Source organism: Marasmitruncus massiliensis (genome assembly GCF_900186535.1).
In the GTDB taxonomy this organism is placed as follows: Bacteria; Bacillota; Clostridia; order Oscillospirales; family Ruminococcaceae; genus Anaerotruncus; species Anaerotruncus massiliensis_A.
The window spans coordinates 1,828,237-1,854,969 of the sequence record NZ_FYDE01000005.1 but is presented as its reverse complement, the minus strand read 5'-3'; the positions used below and the strand labels follow the sequence as shown (position 1 = coordinate 1,854,969).

At 46.7% G+C, this 26,733-nt stretch carries 24 protein-coding genes; 13 read left to right on the top strand and 11 right to left on the bottom strand.

Annotated elements, in window-relative coordinates; genetic code table 11:
- Positions 1-108: 108 nt before the first annotated feature.
- The gene (locus C1A10_RS17010; RefSeq protein ID WP_101911384.1) at positions 109-1,779 is read right to left on the bottom strand and encodes a hypothetical protein; all 1,671 of its coding nucleotides are present in this window, start codon (positions 1,777-1,779) and stop codon (positions 109-111) included.
- 266 nt (positions 1,780-2,045) lie between these two features.
- Between C1A10_RS17010 and nth the strand changes: the two genes are divergently transcribed.
- Complete coding sequence (gene nth, locus C1A10_RS17005; protein WP_101911383.1) at positions 2,046-2,690, top strand: endonuclease III; 645 nt, start codon at positions 2,046-2,048, stop codon at positions 2,688-2,690.
- 63 nt (positions 2,691-2,753) lie between these two features.
- Here nth and C1A10_RS17000 read toward each other — a convergent pair whose 3' ends face one another.
- Positions 2,754-3,530 (bottom strand): TPM domain-containing protein, encoded by a 777-nt coding sequence (locus C1A10_RS17000; RefSeq protein ID WP_101911382.1) that lies wholly within the window; start codon positions 3,528-3,530, stop codon positions 2,754-2,756.
- Positions 3,531-3,557: 27 nt separating this feature from the next.
- The gene (locus C1A10_RS16995) at positions 3,558-4,136 is read right to left on the bottom strand and encodes a LemA family protein (RefSeq protein WP_180951199.1); all 579 of its coding nucleotides are present in this window, start codon (positions 4,134-4,136) and stop codon (positions 3,558-3,560) included.
- Positions 4,137-4,483: 347 nt separating this feature from the next.
- Here C1A10_RS16995 and C1A10_RS16990 point away from each other — a divergent pair, with 347 nt between their 5' ends.
- Positions 4,484-6,199 carry a DEAD/DEAH box helicase gene (locus C1A10_RS16990; RefSeq protein ID WP_101911381.1) on the top strand — a complete coding sequence of 572 codons (1,716 nt, stop codon included), beginning with the start codon at positions 4,484-4,486 and terminating at the stop codon, positions 6,197-6,199.
- Between the two features lie 111 nt (positions 6,200-6,310).
- Here the strand turns inward: C1A10_RS16990 and C1A10_RS16985 are convergent, their stop codons facing one another.
- The 5 genes from C1A10_RS16985 to C1A10_RS16965 form a co-directional block, all read right to left on the bottom strand.
- The gene (locus tag C1A10_RS16985; RefSeq protein ID WP_101911380.1) at positions 6,311-8,011 is read right to left on the bottom strand and encodes a recombinase family protein; all 1,701 of its coding nucleotides are present in this window, start codon (positions 8,009-8,011) and stop codon (positions 6,311-6,313) included.
- An 83-nt stretch (positions 8,012-8,094) separates the two neighbouring features.
- Positions 8,095-8,388, bottom strand: coding sequence for a hypothetical protein (locus C1A10_RS16980; protein WP_101911379.1), 294 nt, complete (start codon positions 8,386-8,388; stop codon positions 8,095-8,097).
- A gap of 12 nt (positions 8,389-8,400) precedes the next feature.
- A complete protein-coding gene (locus C1A10_RS16975) occupies positions 8,401-9,783 on the bottom strand; it encodes a relaxase/mobilization nuclease domain-containing protein (protein WP_101911378.1) in 1,383 nt (460 codons plus the stop codon).
- Positions 9,783-10,088: a plasmid mobilization protein gene (locus C1A10_RS16970; RefSeq protein WP_101911377.1), complete on the bottom strand. Its 306-nt coding sequence runs from the start codon at positions 10,086-10,088 to the stop codon at positions 9,783-9,785. The genes C1A10_RS16975 and C1A10_RS16970 overlap by 1 nt, the downstream gene beginning before the upstream one ends.
- Before the next feature lie 229 nt (positions 10,089-10,317).
- On the bottom strand, positions 10,318-11,418 hold the full coding sequence (locus C1A10_RS16965; RefSeq protein ID WP_101911376.1) for an AAA family ATPase: 1,101 nt from the start codon (positions 11,416-11,418) through the stop codon (positions 10,318-10,320).
- Between the two features lie 167 nt (positions 11,419-11,585).
- Here C1A10_RS16965 and C1A10_RS16960 point away from each other — a divergent pair, with 167 nt between their 5' ends.
- Positions 11,586-12,674: a DUF6076 domain-containing protein gene (locus tag C1A10_RS16960; protein WP_101911375.1), complete on the top strand. Its 1,089-nt coding sequence runs from the start codon at positions 11,586-11,588 to the stop codon at positions 12,672-12,674.
- A gap of 100 nt (positions 12,675-12,774) precedes the next feature.
- On the opposite strand, the gene C1A10_RS16955 is transcribed toward C1A10_RS16960, so the two are convergent.
- Both C1A10_RS16955 and C1A10_RS16950 read right to left on the bottom strand, forming a co-directional pair.
- Positions 12,775-13,332 carry a DUF6550 family protein gene (locus tag C1A10_RS16955; RefSeq protein WP_145997759.1) on the bottom strand — a complete coding sequence of 186 codons (558 nt, stop codon included), beginning with the start codon at positions 13,330-13,332 and terminating at the stop codon, positions 12,775-12,777.
- Positions 13,274-13,597 carry a DUF6809 family protein gene (locus C1A10_RS16950; protein WP_101911373.1) on the bottom strand — a complete coding sequence of 108 codons (324 nt, stop codon included), beginning with the start codon at positions 13,595-13,597 and terminating at the stop codon, positions 13,274-13,276. Before C1A10_RS16950 ends, C1A10_RS16955 begins: the two co-directional genes overlap by 59 nt.
- 156 nt (positions 13,598-13,753) lie before the next feature.
- On the opposite strand from C1A10_RS16950, the gene C1A10_RS16945 reads away from it, so the two are divergent.
- The 3 genes from C1A10_RS16945 to C1A10_RS16935 all read left to right on the top strand — a co-directional run bounded on the left by C1A10_RS16945 (position 13,754) and on the right by C1A10_RS16935 (position 19,107).
- Positions 13,754-14,182 carry a hypothetical protein gene (locus C1A10_RS16945; RefSeq protein ID WP_004616723.1) on the top strand — a complete coding sequence of 143 codons (429 nt, stop codon included), beginning with the start codon at positions 13,754-13,756 and terminating at the stop codon, positions 14,180-14,182.
- A complete protein-coding gene (locus C1A10_RS16940; protein WP_242968964.1) occupies positions 14,154-15,965 on the top strand; it encodes a type I restriction-modification system subunit M in 1,812 nt (603 codons plus the stop codon). Before C1A10_RS16945 ends, C1A10_RS16940 begins: the two co-directional genes overlap by 29 nt.
- Before the next feature lie 124 nt (positions 15,966-16,089).
- Positions 16,090-19,107 (top strand): type I restriction endonuclease subunit R, encoded by a 3,018-nt coding sequence (locus C1A10_RS16935; protein ID WP_101911372.1) that lies wholly within the window; start codon positions 16,090-16,092, stop codon positions 19,105-19,107.
- A 116-nt stretch (positions 19,108-19,223) separates the two neighbouring features.
- Here the strand turns inward: C1A10_RS16935 and C1A10_RS16930 are convergent, their stop codons facing one another.
- Positions 19,224-19,691, bottom strand: coding sequence for a GNAT family N-acetyltransferase (locus C1A10_RS16930; RefSeq protein WP_101911371.1), 468 nt, complete (start codon positions 19,689-19,691; stop codon positions 19,224-19,226).
- 298 nt (positions 19,692-19,989) lie between these two features.
- Here C1A10_RS16930 and C1A10_RS16925 point away from each other — a divergent pair, with 298 nt between their 5' ends.
- From C1A10_RS16925 to C1A10_RS16895, 7 genes are all read left to right on the top strand, one after another.
- Positions 19,990-20,256, top strand: a complete 267-nt coding sequence (locus tag C1A10_RS16925; RefSeq protein WP_101911370.1) for a TM1266 family iron-only hydrogenase system putative regulator — start codon at positions 19,990-19,992, stop codon at positions 20,254-20,256.
- A complete protein-coding gene (gene hydE, locus C1A10_RS16920; RefSeq protein ID WP_101911369.1) occupies positions 20,256-21,302 on the top strand; it encodes a [FeFe] hydrogenase H-cluster radical SAM maturase HydE in 1,047 nt (348 codons plus the stop codon). Before C1A10_RS16925 ends, hydE begins: the two co-directional genes overlap by 1 nt.
- 28 nt (positions 21,303-21,330) lie before the next feature.
- Entirely contained in the window at positions 21,331-22,743 is a 1,413-nt protein-coding gene (hydG, locus tag C1A10_RS16915; RefSeq protein ID WP_101911368.1) for a [FeFe] hydrogenase H-cluster radical SAM maturase HydG, read from the top strand.
- A gap of 36 nt (positions 22,744-22,779) precedes the next feature.
- Entirely contained in the window at positions 22,780-23,970 is a 1,191-nt protein-coding gene (gene hydF, locus C1A10_RS16910; protein WP_101911367.1) for a [FeFe] hydrogenase H-cluster maturation GTPase HydF, read from the top strand.
- Between the two features lie 285 nt (positions 23,971-24,255).
- Positions 24,256-25,149, top strand: coding sequence for a transporter substrate-binding domain-containing protein (locus C1A10_RS16905; RefSeq protein ID WP_242968963.1), 894 nt, complete (start codon positions 24,256-24,258; stop codon positions 25,147-25,149).
- 35 nt (positions 25,150-25,184) lie between these two features.
- Complete coding sequence (locus tag C1A10_RS16900) at positions 25,185-26,000, top strand: amino acid ABC transporter permease (protein ID WP_101911365.1); 816 nt, start codon at positions 25,185-25,187, stop codon at positions 25,998-26,000.
- Complete coding sequence (locus tag C1A10_RS16895; protein WP_101911364.1) at positions 25,984-26,718, top strand: amino acid ABC transporter ATP-binding protein; 735 nt, start codon at positions 25,984-25,986, stop codon at positions 26,716-26,718. The genes C1A10_RS16900 and C1A10_RS16895 overlap by 17 nt, the downstream gene beginning before the upstream one ends.
- The last annotated feature ends 15 nt before the right edge of the window (positions 26,719-26,733 follow it).

The following is a 26,733-nucleotide window of genomic DNA, read 5'->3' as shown; positions in this document are numbered from 1 at the left end:
TGCTAAATATACGCAACCGTCTATAAATTTATTATACCCCCAGCGGATTCCTTCGTCAATTGAAAACAGGGACGCTCTCTGCAAAGTGGAGAGCGTCCCTGTTCCATACTATTTCTGCTGGAAGGCCATGTTGTCGAATGCCTCTGCCTGGAAAATCAGGTTTTCGCTTTTCGGGTATTCCAGTTCCACACGGTCGCCTTCTCTGGTAAGTGCCAGTTCATCACTCAGCATACCGGGAACAATGAAAATTCTGTCCTGATACTCATTCAGGATCATCTTATATACCGTGTCCCCTTCAACAATCTCCGGAGCAATTCGCAGGACCGTTCCGGTAATCTTCTCGGTTTCCTCAGATTCAATGACCGTTGAGATTCCCCCGCTTTTCAGGTTCTGGCGGTAGTCACGCATAGCCAGTTCAATTGTTTCGCCGGTTCCTACTACGGAATAATTGGTAACGGAGACAAATGCGTACTGTTTAATTAAGCCTGCCTGATCTTTCAGCGCCATAAAATAGGTAGGCTGACCGTCAAGATTCAAAATCAACGGGAAAGTTGCCGAATAATTCAGATGCTGCACTTTGCCCTGCGCGGAACTCATTGCCGCATTTTCAGTAGCGCCAGCCATCTGATAAACAATCGACTCTTTCGAAACCATATCCACCATGATGAAACCAATCGCGCTCTCATCAGCGCTAACACTGGTCATTCCGGTAAATAAATAACAGCGGTCATTGTTATAAACAATAATGTGTCCGGGAGAAGAACGGAATTTATCCTTATCGGCAAAATTCAGCCAACCGCGTACAAATTCTCCCTTGTTATCAATCTGGCTGATAATAAAATCTTCCGGCTGGACACGGTCAATCCATCCTGGTAAAGTTTCGATCGTATATTTGGCCATCTCCCCGGTGGTTGCGTTGACCACCCATGCGCCGGTGGCTTCCGGCAGATTAAATCCACGCAGATTGCGGTAGGTAGTATAAACCCAATAGGGCTGGCCGTTATCATCAATTTCAAAAGACGGATCCGTAATCCCGTCAAACCACGCGCCCCCGAACCTTGTATGACGTTTGATATCATGAAGCAGATAGTTATTTGGCTGATACTTCACACGGTAATTTTCCATATAGTCCACATCGTTGACATCTGTGGCGGAAACGAGAATATAACCGGGAGTGCCTGAAAGGTTTGTCAGCCATTTGAAAAACCCGGAATGATAGAGCGGTACCGCCCAGACCAGCTTTCCATTGACTCTCTGGATCGTCGCGTCATATCTTCCAATTACCACCTGGCTGCCAAGCCCTGCGCGTTCGCCCAGCTTCTTATCCGCAAGATTAAGTGCAAGCGTTTTATCGACAATCGGTACCTGAGCCAAGTCGACCGCCTGCATGTCACTCGAGAACTGCACGACATTGGATTCTCCCAACTGATCACGGTAGGTTTTCCAGTTAAAAATGAATGATGACGCAATCATCATGATAATCAGGAACGCCCAGGGCAGTACCAGCAATATTTTTATCCATTTTGGGAATTTTTCATTGGGCACATAGTTAAACGGACGTTCTGCCCTCCCTTTCGAGCCGGGAATAAACTGGATTGTCAGTTCACCAAAGCGAAACAATGCCCAAACACCTATAAAGGCGGTTATGACAATCGCCCAGAAGAACGCGCCGTCCGCATAAAAAAACGGATTCAGGTTAGGCGCCTCGACAAAGATATAAAGCGCGATCAGAAGAAGCATTCCCAGATAGGTCAGCAGCTTATATTTTTTCACGTTCACAGCACACACTCCTAATTATGCAGTCAATATTATGCAATCAATAATTTAATTATAGCACACTTTTATCTCTTTAGGCATTTTCGGCTCAAATATCAAGAAGATTTTTCCGTTGATTTCCTCTGCCGATCCGGTTGACGGAAGAAATGAAAAGCCGTATAATATGAATATTGATAATCAATTTTATTTTTGAAGCGTTTGCAGCCTGTTGCTTTTTGGGCAAAAGACAATCGCGCCGCTGCTTGAAGCGCTTAGTAGGAGGCTTTGACATGAATCAAAAAGAAAGAGCTTTGCTGGCAGTTAAATTGCTCAAAAAAGAATATCCGGATGCGGTTTGCTCGCTGGAATATCGCAAGCCGCATGAACTGCTGATTGCAACACGTCTGGCTGCTCAATGCACTGATGCCCGTGTCAATATCGTGTGCAAGGATTTGTTTTCTAAATACCGGACAGTGAAAGCGTTTGCAAATGCCGAACTATCCGACATTGAAAATCTGATTAAATCCTGTGGGCTTTATAAAACAAAAGCAAGGGATATTCTGGCCATGTGCCGGATGCTTGTCGATCAGTATAATGGCGTGCTGCCGGATACAGTGGAAGAACTGACATGCCTTCCGGGTGTCGGGCGCAAGACCGCAAATCTCGTTGTCGGCGACATCTTCCATAAGCCCGCAGTCGTTGTCGATACGCACTGTATCCGCATAACCAATCTTCTGGGGCTATCGGAAGGCAAGGATGCCGTAAAGGTCGAAAACCAGTTGCGTCCCCTGCTTCCGCCGGAAGAATCCAACGATTTCTGCCACCGGCTGGTGCTTCATGGGCGCGCTGTTTGTGTGGCAAGACGTCCGGCATGTGAGCGATGCGTTCTAAAGGTCTGCTGCAAATTCTATCAGGAAAGTCAAAATCAAAAATAAAGGCTATCTGACAAGGCCGGACTGCTTGTATGCAATCCGGCCTTGTCCATATCATTTTTTCAATTAAAAGCTTCTTCCTGATCCTCCGCCGCCGAAGCTGCCGCCCCCGCCGGAGAACCCTCCTCCACCGGAAAAACCGCCGCCCCCGGAGAATCCGCCTCCGCCGAAACCACCGCCGCCAAAGCCTCCCGGGAAACCGCCGAAAAAGCCGCCTCCACGATACCAGCGGCGTCTGCCAAACAGCATGCCTCCCCCGCCGCCCATAAACAGCAGGAAAATTAAAAGCAGCATTAATATTCCAAACGGGCTGCTGCCGCGCTCTTCAGCCGGAGCTTCATAGCCTTTCAAGCCTTCCAGTCCATATTCCTTCATAGTCTCCGAAAGCAATGCCTTATACAGTTCATGAGTGCCGGTATCAAAGTCGCCAGATTTATAAGAAGGAATCGCATAGGTATCAATCATCCGCCCAACTTTTGCGTCGTTGAGCGCCCCTTCCAGGCCACGGCCTACCGCAACATAGACTTCGCCTTCATCGGGGCACAGCAACAGCAGCACGCCGTTATTCTTTTCCTCGTCGCCGATGCCCCATTTCCGGCCCGCATTTAGCGCGTAAGTCGCCGGTTCTTCCCCTTCCAGCGTTTTTACGGTAAGCACAACCAGCTGCGCTCCGGTTTCCTTCGCCAGAGAGGCCGATTGGCTCATAATATCCTGCTCTGTTGTGTCGGAAAGCACTTCAGCAAAATCGTTTGCGTAAAAAGCCTTAGTGGGTTCCGGATAAGTCGCTCCGCAAAGCGAAAACAGCAGCAGACATACCGCCAGAGCTGCAATTATTTTTTTCATGTTCCACCTCAAGCCAGTCAATTCATCTTATCCCTGGAAATTCACTTCCGGAGCAGACTGTGCAGATTCCGGAGCTGTAAAGTATTCAGCCTTTTCAAACCCAAACATGCCTGCAAAAAGGCGTCCCGGGAAGGTAATAATTCTGTTGTTGTAAGCTTTTACCGCTTCGTTATAGTCGACACGGGATGCCGCGATGCGGTTTTCCGTTCCCGCGAGTTCATCCATCAGTGAAATATAAGCGGTGCTTGATTTGATATCCGGATAGTTTTCCACCACAACCATCAGGCGGGAAAGCGCACCGGAAAGCGCATCATTGGCAGCCGCTGTTTCCGGCATCGTCCTGGCACCTGCCAGCTGCGCGCGCGCTTCAGTCACGCTGTCAATTACATTTTGTTCCTGTGCGGAAAGCCCCTTTACTGTATTGACAAGATTTGGTATTAAATCGCTGCGGCGCTGAAGCTGGGTTTGAATAGCACTTTGCTGCGTATCTACGTTTTCCTTGGCAAGAGCAATTCCGTTATATGCGCCGAATACGGAGACTGCCGCAATGATGATAACCACCACTACGATAATCAGCGCCAACAAGCCTTTTGAAATACTCTTCATTATTCTTCTCTATTCCTTTCTAGAATGATTTGTCTTAATTCCTTAATAATACTAACATAATGCCCTTTCTATTACAAGCAATGCTGTGATAGTTCACAAATTTCGCAGAAATTATTTTTAAAATTTTAACAAATAAATGTTGGCAAAACCTGCGACAAACTTTATTTTTTGTGATAATATATAAAATAACAATTATAATTTTGTTACGTAATGTTATTCTGTTAGGAACACCTGTTTGAATACAGGGTAAACTGTTATGCGCAGAATAGGCTTTGACAGAGAGTTCGAATATCTCTGTTTTTGATGAAGTTACCGTTTTAGAAAGAAAGAGAGAGTATAACCTGCCTATGAGTGAAACTTTATTTGAATCAATCGGCCTTTCCCCCGAACTTACACGGGCTGTAAAGGATATGAATTATACAGCTGCTACCGGCATCCAGGCCGGAGCAATCCCGTTACTGCTTCAGGGGCTGGACGTTATCGGAAGATCCAGCACCGGAACCGGCAAAACTGCCGCTTTTGGAATTCCTGCCGTAGAGATGGCAGACGGATCCGACAAGCATGCACAAGTGCTTGTACTTTCCCCTACCCGTGAACTTGCAATGCAGATTGCCGGGGAAATGCGCAAATATGCTAAATATAAGCCGGGGGTAGCGGTGGCGGCGGTTTACGGCGGCGCTCCGATGGATGCTCAAATCCGTCAGCTGCGAACATCCAATATCGTAATCGGCACGCCGGGCCGCATCATGGATCATCTGCGCCGGCGCACACTGCGTCTGGACAGCCTGAAAATGGTAATTCTGGACGAGGCTGATGAGATGCTGAACATGGGATTCCTGGAGGATATTCAGGCAATCCTTGACCAGACCCCTGTGGACCGCCAGACCGTTCTTTTTTCAGCCACAATGCCTCCGGCAATTCTGAAAATTACGGAAAATTTTCTTCGTAATCCCCAGACTGTTGATATCCGAACCGGTCAGCGCACCATCGCCACCACGGAGCAATATTTTTATCAGGTTCCTCAATCCCGCAAAATGGAAGCGATCGATCTTCTTCTCCAATACCACGAGCCGCGCCGCGCGGTTATTTTCTGCAATACAAAAGCAATGGTAGATGATCTGACTGCCTATCTGACAGAGCATAGTTTTAAAGCGGCGGGTATTCACGGAGATATGAAGCAGACAGCACGCACGCAGGTCATGCAGTCTTTCCGTGACGCCAAAATCCGCATTCTTGTTGCTACCGATGTTGCGGCGCGAGGCATCGATGTTGAGGACATTGACGCGGTTTACAACTTTGACATTCCTCAGGAATTTGAGTTTTATATTCATCGCATTGGCCGTACAGGTCGCGCGGGGAAAACCGGCTCCTCCCATACGCTGGTCTGCAACTGGCGCCAGCTGAATACGATGAAGGATCTTCGCCGCTTTACAAACGCAGAAATTGCGGAAGCTAAATTGCCAGCCACCGAAGATATTCTGCAAAAAAAGCAAGAAAAGTTCGCTTCAAAAGTAAAACGAACACTTGAAGCCAGAGGTTATGAAAAATACCGGAACCAGCTCGAAGAACTTGCGGCGCAGCAGGAAGTGGAAATGCTTGATATTGCATGCGTCTTGGCTCAGATGATTTATTCCAAAGATAAAAAGACAGTTCCCAGCATTAAATCTCCGGTTGCGGCGGACAAGGTATTGCGCGGCGGCAAACGGGTGATACTTCGTTTGGATGCCGGCAGACAGGAAGGCATAGCTCCAAACTTTATTGTCGGGGCTATCGTGGATGCCACGGGGCTTTCTCCCCGGTCGGTCGGCAAAATCAATATTTTTGACGGGCATACCCTAATCGAAATGTCCGAAAGCGATGCTCAAACTGTGCTGGACGAAATGAAGCAAGCTAAAATCCGGGGACAGGAAGTACACTTTTCCATCTCCGCTGAAGCGCCGAAATTGGGCCGCTACGGCGATGTGCCTCGCAGAGTTGGCGAACGCCCTGCTTTTCGGGATGGTGTGAAGCCCTCCCGCCGGGATTCCAGAACTTTTCCGCGCTGGAAACCGCGCGAAAGCTGATTAAACAAAAACAGCCGGCCTTAAGCGAGTGTTCATAAAGATACTTTGTGAACCACCTAAAAATGCGGGGTATAAGGCGGACAGTTTCGGCTGTCCGCCTTTTGCTATGCCTTAAATTGCAGCTGGCAGCTCATCATCAAACATCATTTCATTGTCCATTCCATAGAATTCTTCCATAGAGGGAATGTCAAATTCCTCTTTGACATCGTTCAGCATCCCAATGTCACGGTAGTGAATCCAAATATCCTGCGGAGCGGTACGGGAGTATTTCTCAGCCTTTTCGCCTACCACAACTTTTGCAATAAACATCCGAAGCAGTTCAGGAGTCAGTTCGGTAAGGTCGGTATACTTTTTCGCCTTTTCAATAAACCTGTCCACGTTGGCGAGGGAGTTCTTGAGTTTATCCATTCTCACTTCTGCCTTTGGCATGCGTTCCCGTAAGGCTTTTTGCTCTACGGTATACTCATCGGACAGGGTTCGGTAATGCTCATCGGGTATACGCCCCAGCACATTATCCTCGTAGAGCCTTTTAAAAAGTGCGGTAAGCTCCAAATCCCTTTTCCGCATAATCTCCAGCTCTTTTTGCAGTGCGGTGATTTCTTTTCTCGTATCAGCAGTGTTTTTGCGGTTGATGCACTCCGCAAACAGCACTTCGTCCTGCCTTGCAAAGTGAGTGACACGCTTCAGGTCATCCAAAATCACCGTAGCAAGCTGGCTTTCCCGGATGTAATGGGCTGAGCAGGTTTCCTTGCCATACTGCTTGTAGGTGGAGCAGGCGAAATTGTTTTTGCTCTCGTCCATGGTGTGAGCACGATGCAGAACCAAAGGCTTTCCGCAATCAGCGCAGAATACAAGTCCCGAGTAAGGGTTGGGGTTCTCCATATGCTTTCGCGGACGCTTTTTGTGTTCCCGAACCGTATGGGCGATGTCCCAAATTTCTTGATCGATGATGCCCTCATGGGTGTTCTCAAACCTCAGCCATTCGGATTCCGGGCGGATAATCTGCTTTTTGTTTTTATAGGATGCAGTAGTGTGCTTCATGCTGACCGTGTGTCCGAGATAGGTTTCATCGTTCAAAATATTGACGATAGAGTTACTTCTCCACCTGTAGGGTCTGGTAGTATCCAAGTTCGTCAGTGCCACGCCGGTTTGATTAAAATAGTAGTTGCTTGGATTTACCACCTGTTCCTCGGTGAGCTGTCTTGCGATTTGCTTGGGGCCCCTGCCTTCGGCGCACAGCTTGAAAATGTGCTTGACCACCTCGGCGGCTTCTGGATCGGGAACAATCTTTTTGGGATTGCTCTCGTCTTTTTTGTACCCATAGGGCGGCCTTGTTCCAACCCGTTCCCCTCGTTCAGCCTGTGCTTTCTTCACCGACCGAATCTTTTTGCTACAGTCCTTTGCGTAAAAATCGTTAAAAAGATTGCGGAACGGAGCAAAATCGTTGTCCCCATAGAGCGTGTCCACCGCATCATTGATCGCAATGAAACGAACATTGTTGTTGGGGAAGGTATGCTCCATGAGAAAGCCTGTTTGCAGATAATCCCTGCCGAGGCGGCTCATGTCCTTGACGATCAGGGTTTCCACCTGCCCGTTTTCAATCAGCCCCATAATCTCATTCCACGAAGGACGGTTGAAGTTTGTTCCGCTGAACCCGTCATCGAACAGAAAACGAATATTGCCAAAGCCCTTTTCCTCAGCGTATCTGGTGAGAATCAACCGCTGATTCTGGATGCTGTTGCTTTCACCCTCCCGGTCATCCTCTTGGCTCAGTCTGCCGTAGAGTATGGTATATTTTTCGTTGTTTGCCATCGTTTAAAATCCTCCTTCTTGTTGTGGCAAACTGAATACGGTAACCCAAGCATACCGTAACAGGTTCCACAAGTCTACTGAAATCAAGCGTCTTGGAGCGCTTTTTCGAAGTCACTTTCAATCACCGAGAGCATTTTTTTTGTGGGGGTAGAAATACTTTTTAAGGGGAACACGGAATGCACCCGGAACACCCTGTCCTCCACTACCATATCCCGTTCAATGGTGTGGGAGGCTTCATCTGTGTAAACAAAGCTGTCTGCAAAGGTACGGTGAGAGGTGCCCTCGCTGTCGCTTTGCCAAATGATATCGGCGGTTTCGTAAGCGCCGAGGATATTGGTTTTCAGATAATGCTGTGCCGCTAATTTCTCGTTTGTCATATCGCATCTCCTTTACATCTTCATTTCAAAATCGTGTCCGCTGTGGTCATCTTCCTTTTGGCCGACCGCTAATTTCTTCTTCCTGCTGGTGTGCTGCGGTGGTTTCTTGGAGGCATCCTTTAGGGGAACAGGGTTGTCCAGCCTTTCCAAAGCGCGCCCCAGCTGAACCACACTGCCGCCAATGCCAGCAAGATCAAGGGAATTACTATCCACAGCGGTGTCCATGTCAGGTGCGGCAGCCGCAGCTTCGGCAAAGAAAAATGCTTCTCTTTCTGTTTCCCAGCCTGTGACAACGTCTGCTGTATCTGCAGCAGGCTCTTGCTGATTTGCTCCAGCTCCGACCCCGCAGGTAGATTGTTCAGCTGTGTTTTGATGCTGTGGAGCTGCTGTTGTAAGGTTTTCTGCTGTTTCTCCAAGTTCTCGATTCCATCCCAAATCAGTCCTTGATTGTAAAACAGGTTGTCCAGCTTCTCCTGTGTCAGAGGACAAGACGGGCTGTTCTTCAATGGCTTCTGGAGAATCGGTTCGACTGGCTGCGAGCCTGCGTTCCGCTGCTTCAATTCTTCTAAGCTCAAATTCACGCTCCATCATCTCCTTTAAATAGCGGTCGTCATGGAGTTTAATATCCCGGCAGGACATGGTGTTCGGGCAGGTGTAGGTGATGTATTTTCTGTTCTCTGTCCATTTTACCGAGTAGCCTTGCCGCTCCATATTCTTGATAAAATCGGCTTTTGTGCCGCTGTTTTTCATCGCTGTATCAATTGCGTTCATTAATGAAAACTTCCAGCTCTGCCCCTTGGCGGCGGCACGGTATTCTCGGAAAGCAAGACTTTGAGACTTGCCGCCAGTGTATGGCTCAAGGGTGGTCAGCCCATATTGCTGACAAATTTGGTCTGAATACGCCCGAAGCTTTAGTAGTGTTTTGGGGCCTTGGTGCAATTTCTTTCCGGTTTTAAAGCTGACCGAGTTGATAACAAAATGAGAATGCAGATGCTCGTTGTCCACATGAGTGGCGATAACCACTTCATAATCGGGGTAATTATCCTCCGCAAATTTAACAGCAATCTCATGTGCGGTTTTGGGTGAAATGGTTTCGCCGTCCTTAAAGGCTTGGTCGTAGTGATAAAACATGGTTTGGTCAGCCTTTTTAAAGCTGTTTTTGGTTGCCATGAATTCTTGGAAGGCTGTTTCGGGACAGCAGTCTTTGCCGGAAATTAAGCGGATACAGCCGGTCTTATCCGCATCCTCGCAATAGGTTTGGTAGTTGACGGTGTGGTCACAATTGGATTTCTCCGGCTCGATGCACACCTTGAAATCCTGTAGAATATACTCGATTTCATTTCGCATAGAGAAAGCGTTTTGTTTTTTGCAGGGAATGAAATTGACTGTTGCCATTACCGGTTCACCTCGCAGAGTGCAGACAACTTTTCATAGATACCGCTTAGCTGAGCCTTGGTTTCTGCAAGGTAAACGGTATCCGCTTTTCCCATATTGGCAAGGGTGGTAAGCTGATTAAGGTTTCTGCCGATGGCTTTCAGTTCGCTGATGAGCTCCTGCACTCCATCAACTACAACAATCTCTTTATCGGTTATGGCTCGTTCTAAAAATTCCGTCATGGTAACCTTGCCGCGCTTGGCTTTTCGTTTTAAGGTTTTATAGGTGCTTTCGCTGATGCGAAAGGCAAAGGGTTTCTTTTTCATTGGCGGTTCTCCTTTCGATTTTGATTGCGCCAACGGCGCTCTATAAAGTGGGGCCCGGGGCTTCTGCCCCGAGCGAGCTGTGGCGGGCGTATAGCCCGACGCTCTGCTCGCCTCACCCAACGGGTGAGAAATCGTAGCTGAAGCGCCCACGTTTTATCTGAAATAAGGGTGAATCCGAAGTCGTCTGCAACAGTGGCTCAATTTGTGGTTTCATTTGGGTTAGGTGGAGTTACGCCACTCCACCGTCAATCTCGCCACACAGGGGCAAACAGGGGGTGACGGCAGCGAGATTACTGTGCTGTGACAGTGCTGACGGCAAAGACGGCAAGTTCTGGGGGCTTGATTCTGCCGTCATATCGTCATTACCGTCATAACAGAGAGTAAATTCCCGTCGCTCAAAAGTCCTATTCTCCGAATAATGAATACCGTTTCTACCCAGATGCTCCATATGCTTAATGATTCTCTTCTTCAGAATTGCGGGGCTGCAATCCAGATTCAAGTTTTCTATCAACTCGGTTGCCGTCCCGGTGAAGCTGCCTGCCGATTTTATAAAATCACAGAGAAGAAAAATTTCATCGGGTATAATCAGCTGCTCGATTTCAATCGGTTCCAGCAGCTCCCATAAAAATTTGTTTTTGTTGAACTCCAAGAACAATTCCCGTCCCTCGATATCTCTGCCGGTGCAGATGAGCGTTGCGGTATTTTCCGTTCGCTTGTCTTTTTGCAGTACAAAGTTTGTATCAGCACCACCAGCAATACCGCTGGTTCCCGAAATCATATTGAGCGGATCGGCATCGCCTGTTTTTCGAAGATGATGTACGAGCAGGATGGCAAGATGGTGACGGTCCGCAATTTGCTTTAATGCGTTAATGTCATCATAATCGGAGGCGTAGGGGTTCACGTTTGAAGAAACCGTTTTACGAACCTTTTGCAGGGTGTCAATGACAATCAGTCCCGTGCCGGGATGTTCTCTGATGAAATTTTCAATCTGGACTTCCAGACCGTTTCCAATAGTGTCGCTCATAATGGCAAAGTGAAGTGTCGCCGGTGCTTCATCGGTAATTTCAAACAGCCTGCTTTGGATACGGGCGAAACTATCCTCTAAACAGAGATACAGGACTTCGCTTTTTAGCGTTTCGAATTCCCATACCTTTTCACCCTTTGCCGCCTGTAAGCAGATCCACAGTGCCAGCCAGCTCTTGCCGATTTTCGGTGAGCCAGCCAGCACATGCAGTCCTTCGGGTAGCAGACCGCTGACAATGAATTTCAGCGGTGCCATGGGTGTGGTCATCAAGGTTTCCGCATCCATGGTTTCTAATTTCTTTGACATTTTAATTCCTCCTCTTAATTTGATTTGCTTTAAAATGTGCAATAAATCGAATGTTGAAAACTTCTATTCCTTGTGATACCATTGTCCTATATCCAGAAACAGAAATACACAGCGAATCGCAGAAATGCCGTTTTACAGAAAATCGATTATTTGCGAGAGGAGTGCCTATGGAACAGTACCCGCTGATCAAAGTTTTTGAGGGAAATGATAAGCTGATTTATTCTATGGCTTACGCTTATCCGGACAAGGTGACTCAGTACGCACAAAAGTTTATTGGGAATGGACTGATTGAATTTGTGGAAATGGATTTCGAAAAATACACAACACTGCTCACCGAAATGAAAGCCATTCCGCTCACTATGGAAAATTACGAGATAATCAGAAATAAAGTATTTGATGTTGCGCAAACCATTGCGGGCAAGCACCGCTATGTCTATTTCTTCTTGGTGGGCTTGCTGAACAACATTTTGAAAGAACCCATCTATGCCAAAGACGATTTTGAGGCTGCCTTGCTCAGACCGCTTACAACCTGTATAGAGGAATTGGAACACATTTTAGAGCTGCAGGAGGTATGTACGAAAGCGGTTACCACCTGTTTAGATAGAGAAAGCCACTCGGACAAGGAAATGTCCCAGCGGCTTTGTGAGTTTGTATCGGAGTACCCCGGCTTTGCCGAGGCTGCTGTGAAAATAAAATATGAGTTGCTGCCGAAGAAAAATGGCAAGGTGGATATGGATACGCTTAAGGATATCCATGATTGGAATCTACGGGAGACAGATGAGCTTTTGGAAATCATGCACCAAGATGGCGAGGGTGTCAGTCTGATGCCATACTATTTGTTTGAATATTTGGATGAGATGCTCTATTTTGAGTTTACCGAGATGCTGAAAAACGCACGGTTCGTTAAGCGTTGCAAACTGTGCAGCCGCTATTTTGTGTTGACCGATAAGCGTAAGAGAGATTTTTGCGACCGGCCTTATAACGGCAATCGCACCTGCAAACAGGTTGGAGCAAAGCTGTTTTATGATCAGGGTATGCAGGGAAACGATTATTTGCTGGCTTTCCTGACCGAGTACAACAAGGTGTACTCTCGTCGTTACCGTGCGGACGGTAAATTGCCGGAAGAGTTTAGCGGCAAGGACATGTCCTCGGAGGAGTATGCCCGATGGGCAAAGCTGGCGCGGCAGGCTCGGAGCGATTATCTTGATGGGAAAATTACGGGTGAAGAAATGCTGGAAAAAATTAAGGTAGATTAAACAGGGTGCGTGTTTCGCAATTCTCTATGCAAAATAACAAGGGCTGCTCCCGTTGGAACAGCCTTTGTTGTGGGGTAGAATAGGACACTTGCTTTCGGTTCTAATCCATACACCCCACCATTTTATTGATGTCACCATCACCGTCCATGAAAATTGCAACATTGGGCTCATCGTTATCATCAATCCAACCAAAGCCGAGGAAGTAGACCTGCTTTTGACCGTCCACTGTACGAGTGTCACCCATCCTTGGCTCTTGAGCCGTTGCCGTCACTGTGTTTTTTGATGTTACTGGGGAGGAGGTAGGGCTATCCCTCGGAGCGCTGCTCTCGGTCAAAATCTCAGTGCTTTCAGCCGGGCGTGACGGTTCAAAATCGGTTTCTGAGGGAGTGTTGTCCTGCGGTGGGTTTCTGGTGCTGATTTCGGCAGTTTCCTCGCTCACAAGGGCTTTGTTCTCTGCTGGTGGGGTCTTGTCCCTATCGAGGCATAAGGATGCAGAATCGGGGCCTGTGTCGGAGACTGGCGGCTCTTGAGGAGATTGATTATGCAAGGGAACAATCAACAGAGAAATAATTGCTAATGCTGATACTGCTGTAATAGTTTTAGCTTTCTTTTTCATCATCGGCTTCTCCCTTCGGCATAAAAAATTGACCACAGTCATTGAGAACCTCCTCAAGACTGTGGTCATAATTTTTCAGTTCCGTTGTAAGATCCATTCCAAGCCCGAAGCCTTGGAAGAAGCTCGCCTTGCTTTGATAGTTACAAATCATTCCCAAGGCATCAATGATTCGCAGCACTGTTTTTCTATCTTCCTTTGACAGACGGTCAATCAAAATTTTGTGGTTTTCCTCCACGGATAATCTAAGCTCATTAAAATCCTGTTGCTTAAAAAAGCTATGGTACAGGTCGTCTAATCGTTTTGGCATATTCCCGCCCTCCTTTAGCAACACAAGATACCACAATTAGAAAATCATAGCTACAAGAAAATATATAACCCCAGAAGATTGACAGTATGCACAATTACTTGCTATAATATGTGTGTTATAAGTTTACAACATACATATTAGAAAGGAGGTGTTTCCTTGAAGATAGCCCGAAAAGACAAAGTGAAGTTTGGTGCATTGGTAAATAAATTTCGGCAAAAGATGCCCCGTGATATGAATCCACTTCGCAAAGTCGCCGCTGAGTGCGATATGAACTTTTCAACACTTAATGACATTGAAAAAGGTGATGGTTTTCCTACAGAAGCGGTTGTGCTGCGGCTATCCGAAAACTTGCTTTTATCTGAAAAAGACAAGCATGGTCTTTTGGACAAATACTCGGATATTGCAAAGGTTGCACCCCCTGATATTGATAGATATCTAATTGCAGAAGACGGAAAAGCGTGGTGGGACGTCCTCCGATTAGCAGAAGGAAAAGATATCCCCCCTGACACATTTAAAGAAATCAAGAAAATAATAACCGCATTGGAGGATAAAAAAGATGAGCCAACAGAACAGCCTGAATATTAATGAGTATACAAACTTTATTTGGAAAATTGCCGATTTGCTCCGTGGTGACTATAAGCAGAGTGAATATGGTGATGTTGTTTTACCCTTTACCGTGCTTTGCCGTTTGGATAGCGTTTTGTTGGCAACGAAGGACAAGGTTTTAGAAATTGACAAGACCTCCAACTTTGGTGACAAGGTCAAAGAAAAATTGTTTGAACAAGCCACCGGCATGAAGTTTTACAACAAAAGCAACTTTACTTTCAGAAAGCTAAAAGACGATGCACCCAATATTGCAGAAAATCTGCGTGACTATATAACCTCTTTTTCTGACAATGTGCAAGAAATTATGGAGGCATTTAATATTTATGCCCAGATTGAACGGCTTGATAAAGCCGGGCTTCTATATATGATTATTTCCAAGTATGCCGATGAAATTGATCTGAGTCCGGAAAAGGTACCCAATGACTTGATGGGTTATATCTTTGAAGAATTGATTCGCCGTTTTTCGGAAATTTCCAACGAGACAGCCGGTGAACACTTTACCCCTCGTGAAGTTATTCGGTTAATGGTATCGCTTATTTTTAACGAGGACGGTGCCGAGCTTTCCGAAGATGGTAAAATGACCTCCCTGTACGACCCTGCGGCCGGTACGGGTGGCATGCTGGCGATTGGTTCTGATTATTTGAAGTCGCTTAATCAAACAATTTATGTAGATTGCTATGGGCAAGAGCTTAACCCGATGACCTATGCTGTTTGCAAATCGGACATGCTGATTAAGGGGCAACAGTATGACCGCATTTATCGTGGCAACAGTTTTACTGAGGATGGTACTGCCGGAAAAACTTTTTCGTACATGCTCTGCAACCCACCCTTCGGCGTGGAATGGAAGAAGTATGACAAGGCAATCAAAGAAGAAAACGAAAAGCTCGGTTTTGCCGGGCGCTTTGGCGCAGGCCTACCTCGTATTTCTGACGGTTCGTTCCTATTTCTCCAACACATGATTAGTAAAATGAAACCTGTTGATGAGGGTGGCAGCCGTATTGCCATTGTTTTTAATGGTTCTCCACTATTTACCGGTGATGCCGGTAGCGGTGAAAGTGAAATTCGCCGTTGGATTATTGAAAACGACTGGCTGGAGACCATCGTCGCTCTGCCTGACCAGATGTTTTATAACACCGGCATCTCCACTTATATTTGGATTGTCACCAATCGAAAAAGCAAACTGCGTCAAGGAAAGATACAGCTGATTAACGCTGCAGATTTTTCAGAAAAGATGCGTAAATCCTTAGGCAGCAAACGAAATCAAATTACCGATACACAGATCAATGAGATTGTTGGTATTCATAAAGACTTTTTACCCAATGAGTACAGCAAGATTTTTGACAACGAGGATTTTGGATACTGGAAAGTTACGGTCGAACGCCCTGTCCGATACAACTTTTCCTGTTGCGAAGACCGTGTTTACAGTTTGCCTATTGTCTTTCAGAAAAAGAAAAACTGTACATGGAGCTGGTCACAAAATGATTTAGACGGTCAGCCAATGCCACAGGATTTGATTGACCTTAAAAATGATTTGGTCGCCTTGGGCAATGAAGTTTACAGCGATGAAAAGCAATTTAAAGCATTAATTGCGCCAGTGGTAAAAAAGCACAAGCTCACTGCTATGCAGCAGAGAACACTGCTTTACAATGTGCTTAGTGCAGAGGATGAAAACGGTACCATTTATTTGGACGCTAAGGGAAATCAGGTTGCAAATACATCTCTGCGTGATTATGAAACCGTCCCTTTGAAAACGGAGTGCTGACCCATTGGAGCGAAGAAAAGAAACGGATTGACAGATCCCGCTGGTTGAAAGCGTTGGAGTGGATGAGGAAAAACTATATGACCCCATGCGGATACGGCAGCAAAACGAAGCGGAGGGATAGCTAATGGCATTGGATACCAGAGAAAAAGTATTTGAAACAGAAATTGAATATAGCCTGACAACCTTTGGCGGCTATGAAAAAGGAAATCCCTCCAACTTTGATGCATTGCTTGGCATGGACACAAAAACTGTATTGCGATTCATTCAAAATACGCAGCCGAAGTCTTGGGAAAGTCTTTGCAAACGGCATGGAGACCGTGTACAGCAAAACTTTATTAAGCGCCTTTCGGACGAGCTGAAAAATCGTGGTACCCTTGATGTACTGCGCCACGGCGTAAAAGACTTGGGTGTAGAAGTTACTTTGTGCTACTTTAAACCCGCCAACCAGATGAACAAGACTACCGTTGAACGCTACCAAGCAAACATTTTAACGGTTATGCGGCAGGTGCATCACAGCGTTTCCAAGCCTAAGGATTCTGTGGATACAGTCCTCTTGCTGAACGGCCTGCCTATCGTTACACTGGAGCTGAAAAATCCACTTACTGGTCAAAGCTATTCCAACGCCATCCAGCAGTATGAGGAAGACCGCAGCAACAAAGACACCTTGTTTGCTTTCAAGCGAGGTGCATTGGTGCATTTTGCGGTTGATACCGAAGAAGCATATATGACCACTAAACTTGCAGGAAAGGGTACTGTTTTTCTGCCGTTCAACAAGGGAAACAATGGTGGTGCAGGAAACCCGGTCAACCCTAATGGCTTCCGTACTGCTTATTTGTGGGAAGAAGTTCTTGTAAAGGATAGCTTGTTGGACATTATCGAACGATATCTCCACCTCAAAAAAGAGGAGGACACAAAAACAGGGAAGTTGAAAGAAAGTCTGATTTTCCCTCGTTATCATCAGCTTGAAGTCGTTCGCCTTTTAATTTCTGATGCAAAGGAAAACGGTGCTGGGCATAACTATTTGATTCAACATTCTGCCGGTTCGGGCAAATCAAACTCAATTGCGTGGTTGGCACATCATTTATCCACGCTGCATGATAGTGAAAGTCAGGTAGTATTCAATAGCATTGTTGTCATTACTGACCGGCGAGTGTTGGATCGGCAGTTGCAAGATACCATTTATCAATTCGAGCATGTAGACGGTGTTGTGGCACGGATTGATGAAAAAAGCAGTATATCTAAATCAAAGCAGCTTACCGATGCCCTGAATAACAATGCTAAAATTATCATCACCACCTTGCAGACCTTTCCGTTTATTTTGGATAAAGTGGAGCACTCCTCAGAAAAGAAATTCGCCGTTATTGTAGATGAAGCTCATTCCTCACAAACAGGCAAGGCGAGTGAAAAGCTCAAGGAAGCTTTAGCGGAAATTGAAACAAAGGGAGATGATGAGATTGAAGAAAAGCTCCATCAATTTGCAGAAACAGAAGCTCGCATTGAGAGCCAGACAGATGACAGTGAAGATGAAGTAGCCAGAGAGATGGCAAGTCACGGCATTCAACAGAATCTATCCTTCTTTGCCTTTACTGCAACGCCCAAGCAAAAAACACTGGAGATTTTTGGCACTCGCGGGACAGATGGCTTACCGCATGCTTTTCATGTGTACAGTATGAGGCAGGCGATTGAGGAAAAATTTATCCTTGATGTATTGGAAAACTATACGACGTACCAAACATATTTCCAAGTGGGCAAAAAGATCGCGGACGATCCTCTCTATGGTAAAAGCAAGGCAAATAAGGCTTTGGGTAAATTTTTAAGTTTGCATCCACACAATTTAGCGCAGAAAACAGAAATCATCATTGAGCATTTTCGCAGTGTTACTCAGCATGAAATTGGTGGCAAAGCTAAGGCTATGCTGGTTACCGGTTCAAGGCTTCATGCTGTTAGATACTATTTTGAGTTCCTGAAATACATAAAAAAGATGAAGTATAAAGATCTCGGCGTATTGGTCGCTTTCTCCGGAATAGTTAAGGACAATGGTGCGGATTATACTGAGTCAGGGCTCAACAAATTTGCAGAGAGCGAGTTGCCAGAGCGTTTTGAGGGTGAAGAATATCAAATCTTATTGGTAGCAGAAAAGTACCAAACAGGGTTTGACCAGCCACTGCTACATACTATGTATGTGGATAAGAAGCTGTCTGGCGTAAAAGCGGTACAGACACTTTCCCGCCTAAACCGTATGTGCTATGGCAAAAGCGATACCTTTGTGCTCGATTTCGCAAACACCAAAGAGGAGATTTTCGAAGCGTTCCAGCCTTATTATGAGCGCACTGATGTGGATGACATTACCGATCCTAACTTGGTCTATGATCTAAAAACCACTTTGGATGGCTACCGCATTTACACGGAGTCAGAAGTTAAATCCTTTGCAAGAATCTTTTTTAAAGATTCTGCAAAGCAAACCGAGCTGGACTTCGGAAAGCTCAGCCCCTATCTTGATCCCGCAATAGACAGATATTGTGCAATGGAAAGCGAGCTTGAACAGAAAGAATTCAAGGTCACCTTGAGGAAGTTTATCCGCCTGTATTCTTTTATCTGTCATATCATTAAGCTTAATGATTCTGACCTGCACAAGTTTAGTGCCTTTTCAAAGTGTTTGCTCCGCAAGCTTCCTGCGGATGGTAAGAGCAAAACTCCAAACTTGGATAATGACGTAGCTCTGCAATACTATCGTTTGCAGAAAATCTTTGAAGGCAAAATACAACTTGAAAATGAAACTGGAGTCCTACCAGGAGGTAGACACGGTGCAGGGCTGCCGCCGGAAGAAGAAAAGGCTACCCTTAGTGAACTCATTGCTAAACTCAATGAACGTTTAGGCACAACATTTACAGAAATGGATAAGGTTATTGAGCAGTTTGTCGAGGACATGGCTAAAAACCCAGAAATGCAGCTCCGTGCAAAGAATCCAATGGATATGTTCCAAGTAGCCTATGAAAACAATATCATGGATGTGGTCATTGCTCGACTGCAGCAAAATCAAGATTTCTGCACAAAGTATATTGAGGATAACGATTTCCGTTTAGAGATAGACAAAATAGTCCTGCCTCTTGTGCATGAACGCATTGCAACACAACAATTATAAAAGCAACCGCACAGGATTTTGTCCTGTGCGGCTGCTTTTTTCGTATTCAGTTTACCTTGACCCTCGGTTCACAAGTTGTCTTTATGACTACTCGTATTTAGGCCGGCTGTTTTTGTTTAATCCGTATGAAATGAATCCAGCGGCTTATCCTTTACCATCTGGAGATAATCCAGGCTCTGAAATCCCATTTTTTCATATAGCTTTCGTGCTCTCGCATTGTCCGGTTCGATCTCCAAGCGGATGCGCGCCGTACCCGCTCCGTATTCTTCTTCCAGAAACCGAAAAAATTCACTGCCCATTCCTTTTCCCTGATATTGTGGGCGCACATACAGTTCCTCTACCCAAATGACCCTGCCGCCTGCCTCCGTTGAAAATGTAAAAGCGAGCTGGACAAATCCTGCCGTTTTCCCTTCTGTCTTCAACAAATAGGCAGTCGAATAGGGGCTTTGAGAGACAGCCTCATTGAATGCCCGCTCAAAATGTGTTTTTGGTACTGGATGCAGTACTGCATCGGAGTGATAAAACTCCTCAAGCAGTTCAAAAAATTCTTCCCGGTCTTCTTTGTGCACCTTTTGTATGAACATGAATTCTCCTCTTTTGTCAAAAATCATTTTAAACGCCTATGATTCAGTATAACAATTGCTTAGAGCAAAGGCAAGCCAGCAAATTCCTTCTTGCCAACGGACACGCACTGTGTTAGACTTAAGACAATGATCTGCGTAGAGGAATTTTTCCGAATACAAAGGTTTCCATCGGAATTCAGCAGCCTAAACAGAAGGGAATTTCCCAACCGGCAAGGCGGCGGTATTGTATTTGGCTCACCGCCTCCCTGCCATTTTCGGTCAGGGGGGATTTTTTATTTGTTTTGAAGGAGAATATGTTATGGAAACACGGATTGCTTTAATTGGTATTATCATCGATGAACCCAATGCAGTCGATCTGCTAAACTCTATCCTACATGAATACGCAGCTTATATTGTCGGCCGCATGGGAATCCCTTACCGTCAGAAAGGGATCAGTATTATCAGTATTGTGATTGACGCTCCTAACAATGTCATCAGCTCCCTTTCAGGCAAGCTGGGACAGCTAAAGGGAGTAAGCATTAAAACCGTTTATTCCAAGCTGCCCGCTGGAAAGGATTCTGTCTGATGAAACAACTGATAGACCGGCTCGCACAGGATAGAGTTTTATCAAAAAAAGAATTTGTGGAATTGCTGTGCGGACACAGCGAGGATGATGCCTCCTACCTGTTTGAAAAAGCGCGTAAAACTTCTCTGAAACAATTCGGCAACCGGATTTATACCCGGGGACTGATTGAATTTACCAGCTATTGCCGCCGTAACTGCTATTACTGTGGGATCCGCAGCGGGAACCCCGACGCGCAGCGTTACCGCCTGAGCCGGGAAGAAATTCTGTCCTGCTGTAAAAACGGGTACGACCTCGGGTTCCGGACGTTTGTATTGCAGGGTGGCGAGGACCCCTATTATTCTGATCAGGAGATTGCCGATATCGTCCGGCTGATCAAATCAAGCTGGCCGGACTGCGCCATCACACTTTCCATCGGTGAGAAAGATACCGCAGCCTATCTCCTTTTCAGGGAAGCGGGCGCCGACCGGTATCTGCTGCGTCACGAAACCGCCGATCCGTATCATTATACCATGCTGCACCCCGACGGCCAGACTGCAGAAAACCGCAAAGCCTGTCTTTGGGAATTAAAATCCCTTGGCTATCAGGTAGGCGCGGGATTTATGGTCGGCTCCCCGTTTCAGACCACGGAAAATCTCGCGGACGACCTGCTTTTTCTCCATGAGCTGCAGCCCCAAATGGTCGGCATCGGTCCGTTTATCCCCCATCATCAGACCCCTTTTGCCAGTTATCCGGCCGGTACGCTTGATCAGACGCTGTTCCTGCTCGGCGTCCTTCGCCTGATGATGCCAAGCGTGCTGCTCCCGGCGACTACCGCTCTGGGAACAATCGCGCCGGATGGGCGCGAGCGCGGGATTCTGGCCGGGGCCAATGTCGTGATGCCGAACCTTTCCCCTGTCGGTGTGCGTAAAAAATATGCACTGTATGATAACAAAATCTGTACAGGCGAGGAGGCGGCAGAATGCCGCTTCTGCCTGCAAAACCGAATGAATCGCATTGGTTACGAGCTAGTCGTGGACCGTGGAGACTATTTCCCCGAGCGGTCCTGACATAAATAAATTTAAAGGAGTAACTGCCATGTACAATCCGAAGTCAAAGGTCGCGACAGAATTTATCGACGATGCTGAGATACAGGAGACCCTCGCGTACGCGGCCGCCCACAAGGACGACTTTGCCCTGATTGATCAAATTCTGGAAAAAGCCGCCACTCTGAAGGGCCTGTCTCACCGAGAAGCCACTGTCCTGCTGGAATGCGATGATCCCGTTTATCTGGACAAGATTTATCAGCTTGCGATGGAGATCAAGCAGAAAAACTACGGAAACCGCATCGTCCTGTTTGCGCCGCTCTATCTCTCCAATTACTGTGTCAACGAGTGCCGTTACTGTCCCTATCACCATCATAACAAGCATATCGCACGTAAGCAGCTTTCGCAGGAGGAAATCGTACGGGAAGTTGTGGCGCTGCAGGATATGGGGCATAAGCGTCTCGCGCTTGAGACAGGCGAAGACCCGGTGAACTGCCCGATTGAATATGTTCTGGAAAGCATCAAGACCATCTATGGCATCAAGCATAAAAACGGCGCTATCCGCCGTGTCAATGTAAATATCGCAGCAACTACCGTTGAAAATTACCGCCGCCTGAAAGAAGCCGGCATCGGTACCTATATTCTTTTTCAGGAGACCTACAACAAACAGGCATACGAATATCTGCATCCGGCGGGGCCCAAAAGCAACTACGCCTATCATACCGAAGCCATGGACAGGGCGATGGAAGGCGGCATTGATGATGTCGGCTGCGGCGTCCTGTTCGGCCTGAATCTGTATAAATACGACTTTGTCGGGCTTCTGATGCATGCCGAACATCTGGAAGCACGGTTCGGCGTAGGGCCGCATACCATCAGCGTTCCCCGTGTCCGTCCGGCAGATGATATTGACCCCCAGAATTTCAGCAACGCGATATCGGATGAAATTTTCCAGAAGATTGTTGCGGTTCTGCGCGTTGCGGTCCCCTATACCGGCATGATTATTTCCACACGTGAATCGCAGAAGACCCGCGAAAAGGTATTGCACCTCGGCATTTCGCAGATCAGCGGCGCCTCCCGCACAAGCGTCGGCGGTTATGTAGAGCCTGAAAAAGAAAACACTTCTCAGTTCGACGTCAATGATAACCGTACGCTGGATGAAGTGATCGGCTGGCTGCTTGACCTTGGATATATTCCCAGTTTCTGCACCGCATGTTATCGGGAAGGACGGACAGGAGACCGCTTTATGCGGCTGGTGAAAACTCAGCAGATCGGAAACTGCTGTCAGCCGAATGCGCTCATGACCTTAAAAGAGTATTTAATCGATTATGCCGGCCCGGAAACCCGCCGGAGAGGCGAACAGATGATACTCGACACAATTCCTCTCATCCCAAATGAAAAAGTCCGTGCCCTTACGGTTCAGCATCTCGCCGATATTGAAAATGACCAACGGGATTTCCGCTTTTAAGTCTTATAAATAACCCCGAAAAGGAGCGAATTTAAAATGAGCCTTACCAGTACGCCCAGTTCAAACCGCCTCCATATTGGCATTTTTGGACGCCGAAACAGCGGGAAATCCTCTTTGATCAACGCGATTACCAATCAAAATACCGCTCTCATTTCCGATATCGCCGGAACTACTACCGATCCTGTCTATAAGGCAATGGAAATTTATGGGATCGGCCCGTGTATGCTGATTGATACGGCAGGTTTTGATGACGAGGGGGAGCTTGGCGCATTGCGGGTTGAAAAAACCCGCGATGCCCTTGCGAAAACCGATGTTGCGATTCTGGTTATCTGCGGGACCGATCTCACAATGGAAGCTGAGTGGGTTACCGGCCTGAAAAAACAAGGCACCCCTGTCATTGCGGTAATTAATAAGGCCGACCTGCTAGACAATGTACCCGAGCTATCAAATGCAGTGCAAAAGGAATTCGGCATTACTCCCCTGATTGTTTCTGCCAAAGAACGAACAGGAATCCGGGAACTGGTTGACGCGGTAATTCGCAGGCTGCCCGAAGACTATGAAAAAAAGAGCATCACCGGTGACCTTGTGCAGGAAGGCGATTTGGTGCTTCTGGTCATGCCGCAGGATATTCAGGCTCCAAAGGGACGCCTGATCCTGCCCCAGGTGCAGACCCTGCGTGACCTTCTGGATCATAAATGCCTGGTGATGAGCGTGACCACCGATAAGCTGTCACAGGCTCTGGCAACGATGACGATTCCGCCACAGCTGATTATTACCGATTCGCAGGCATTTGCGGAGGTCTGGGCCAAAAAGCCCCCCGAAAGTAAGCTCACCTCTTTCTCGGTGCTCATGGCGGCTGTAAAAGGTGATATCACGGAATTTACCGCCGGCGCGTCGGCAATCGATCGGCTAACGGAGCATTCCCGTGTGTTGATTGCCGAGGCCTGCACGCATGTCCCGCTTGAGGAGGATATCGGAAGAGTCAAGCTTCCCAGGATGCTTCGGAAAAAAGCCGGAAGCCTGCTGACGGTAGATGTTGTCAGCGGCCCCAACTTCCCGAATGATCTTTCCGGTTATGATTTAATTATCCATTGCGGTGCCTGCATGTTTAACCGGCGCTATGTTCTCTCCCGCATTGCGAAAGCTCGTGAAGCAGGTGTTCCTATCACAAATTACGGCGTTGCTCTTGCAGCTCTTAACGGAATTCTCAATAAAATTCAGCTTTAAAATTTGATTGCCGCCTTTGGCGGCAGTTTTTTTGCAGATCAACCCTGCCTAATCATAAAAAGCCGGTATAAAATATTTTTCTTAACTTTTTTAAATTTTAGCAATTTTTTCTATTATGGTCTAGATGACCGGAAATTCTTCTTATTTTAAATGGTTTTATCTGCAATGTATTTAAAATCTTTCGAAAAGCACTTGACTTTGATGCGACATCACCTTAAACTGTAACATAAAGTCAAAATATGCTACTATGGCATAATCATCTTTGTAAAATGGGAGAGAATGATAATGAAAAAAATGTTTGCTTTAGGCCTTGCAGCCTGCATGCTGCTTGCCGGTTGCGGTGGCAACGCCGGTTCTTCCTCTTCAGAAGCGGCCTCATCTGCACCAGCCTCTTCGTCAGAAGCTGCTTCTTCATCGGAAGCTTCCGCAACTTTTACAACTGTAGAGCCAGGCAAATTTACAGTTGGAATGGAGTGTGCCTACGCGCCGTTTAACTGGACACAGTTGGAACAAACAGACACTTCCATCGATATCGGCGGCAATTCCTATGCGGACGGTTATGACGTTGTCATGGCTAAATATATTGCGGACAAGCTGGGGCTGGAGCTCGTGATCAAGCCTACCGCATGGGAGGGCCTGGAACCGGCAGTCAATAATGACGCAATCGATGCGATCATCGCGGGAATGACCGCCACCCCAGAGCGTGCTGAAAACGTGGATTTCACAACTCCTTATTATCAGAGTGAAATGGTTGTTATTGTGCGTTCTGACAGCGATGTAGCCAATATCAAGGATATTCAGGAACTCAGCGGTAAAAAAGTGCTTGGACAGATCAATACTCTTTATGACGATGTCATTGAACAGATTAACGGCGTCCAGCATGCCACTCCCCTCGCCACCTATCCTTTAATGGTTGTAGCACTTCAGAATAAGGAAGTTGACGCTTTGACGGCGGAATTGCCTGTTGCTGTCGGTGTTACCGCTACCAACCCGGACCTGAAATATATTACTTTTGAGTCCGGCAAAGGCTTTGAAGCGGATACTTCCGTTTCCATTGCCGTCAAGAAAGGCAATACCGCGCTTTTGGATGCTGTTCAGGGCGCTACTGACACGATAGACGAAGAAACCCGTCAGCAGTGGATGATTGACGCTACTTCCCGCCAGCCCGCTCAGGAATAATGCAGGGATATCAAAAAAGATTGGATTGTTAAATTATGATTGCTTCCGCAATTACAATTGTAGGCAAATACTGGCCCATGTTTTGGGCCGGTATTCAGACTACGCTTCTCATTTCTCTGACTGGAACGGTGGCAGGACTTGTAATCGGTCTGTTCGTAGGAAGTGCGCGATCGGTCGCTTCAAAAATTGAAGCGCGTGAATCGGTTTTTCATAAAACTGTGAAACGTATCGTTTTTATTATTTCAAGTATTTACATCGAGTTTTTCCGTGGTACTCCAATGATGGTGCAGGCTGTATTCCTTTATTACGGTCTAAAGCCGGTATTTAATTGGGACCCGATTCCCGCTGGCATTTGTATTATATCGATCAATACGGGCGCGTATATGGCAGAAATTCTTCGTTCCGGGCTTCAGTCGGTCGATATCGGTCAGACAGAGGCTGCCCGGAGTATCGGTATGACTTCTGCCCAGACAATGCTGCATGTGATCCTCCCCCAGGGCATCAAAAATGCCTTTCCGGCCATTGGAAATGAGTTTGTGGTAAATATCAAAGATTCCTCTGTGCTCAATGCCATTTCTGTTACAGAACTGTTTTTCCAGAGCAATAAAATTGCCGGCAGTATCTTCAAATATACAGATACTTTTTTAGTAACCGCATTGATTTATCTGGTTCTGACCTTTACAACTACCCGGATTTTACGGGCCATAGAGGTAAAAATGGACCGTCCGCCTTCCAGTTATCCAACGTCGCAGACAGTTCCTGAGGCGCGGGTTAAACAAAAGCCCCAAAATAAGATTTCCTACGTAGTTAACCGCGTTATCGGGAGGTGTCAAGATGGATCACTTGGTTGAAATTCGAAATCTGAAAAAACATTTTGGGAACCTTGAAGTCCTCAACGACATCCAGTTTAGCATCAATAAAGGCGATGTCATCACTGTGATCGGTTCTTCCGGCAGCGGAAAGTCTACGCTCCTGCGCTGCATAAACCTTCTCGAAATTCCGGACGCGGGAGAAATTCTGATTCACGGCAATGATATTCTGAAGGGTGATATTGACGTAAACAAACATCGCGCCCGCGTCGGCATGGTTTTTCAGTCCTTTAATCTGTTTAACAATATGAATGTGCTGAAAAACTGTATGGCCGGCCAGATGACCGTATTAAAACGGTCCAAAGAGGAAAGTCGTGCCCGCGCAGTGGAACTGTTGAAACGGGTTGGCATGGAGAACTTTATGGGTGCCTCCCCTGCTCAGCTTTCAGGTGGACAAAGACAGCGCGTAGCGATTGCGCGGGCACTTTGTATGGACCCTGAAATTTTACTGTTTGATGAGCCCACTTCCGCCCTTGACCCTGAAATGGTAGGCGGCGTACTCGCAGTTATGAAGGAATTGGCTAATACCGGCCTTACAATGATTGTTGTCACGCACGAAATGGGATTTGCACGCGATGTTTCCTCCCGAGTGGTCTTTATGGATAAAGGGATTATACTGGAAGAGGGTGCTCCTCAGGAATTCTTTTCCAACCCGAAACACGAACGTACGCGAGAGTTTCTTGCCCGTTTTATCAATTAAAAGAAAAACTGTCCG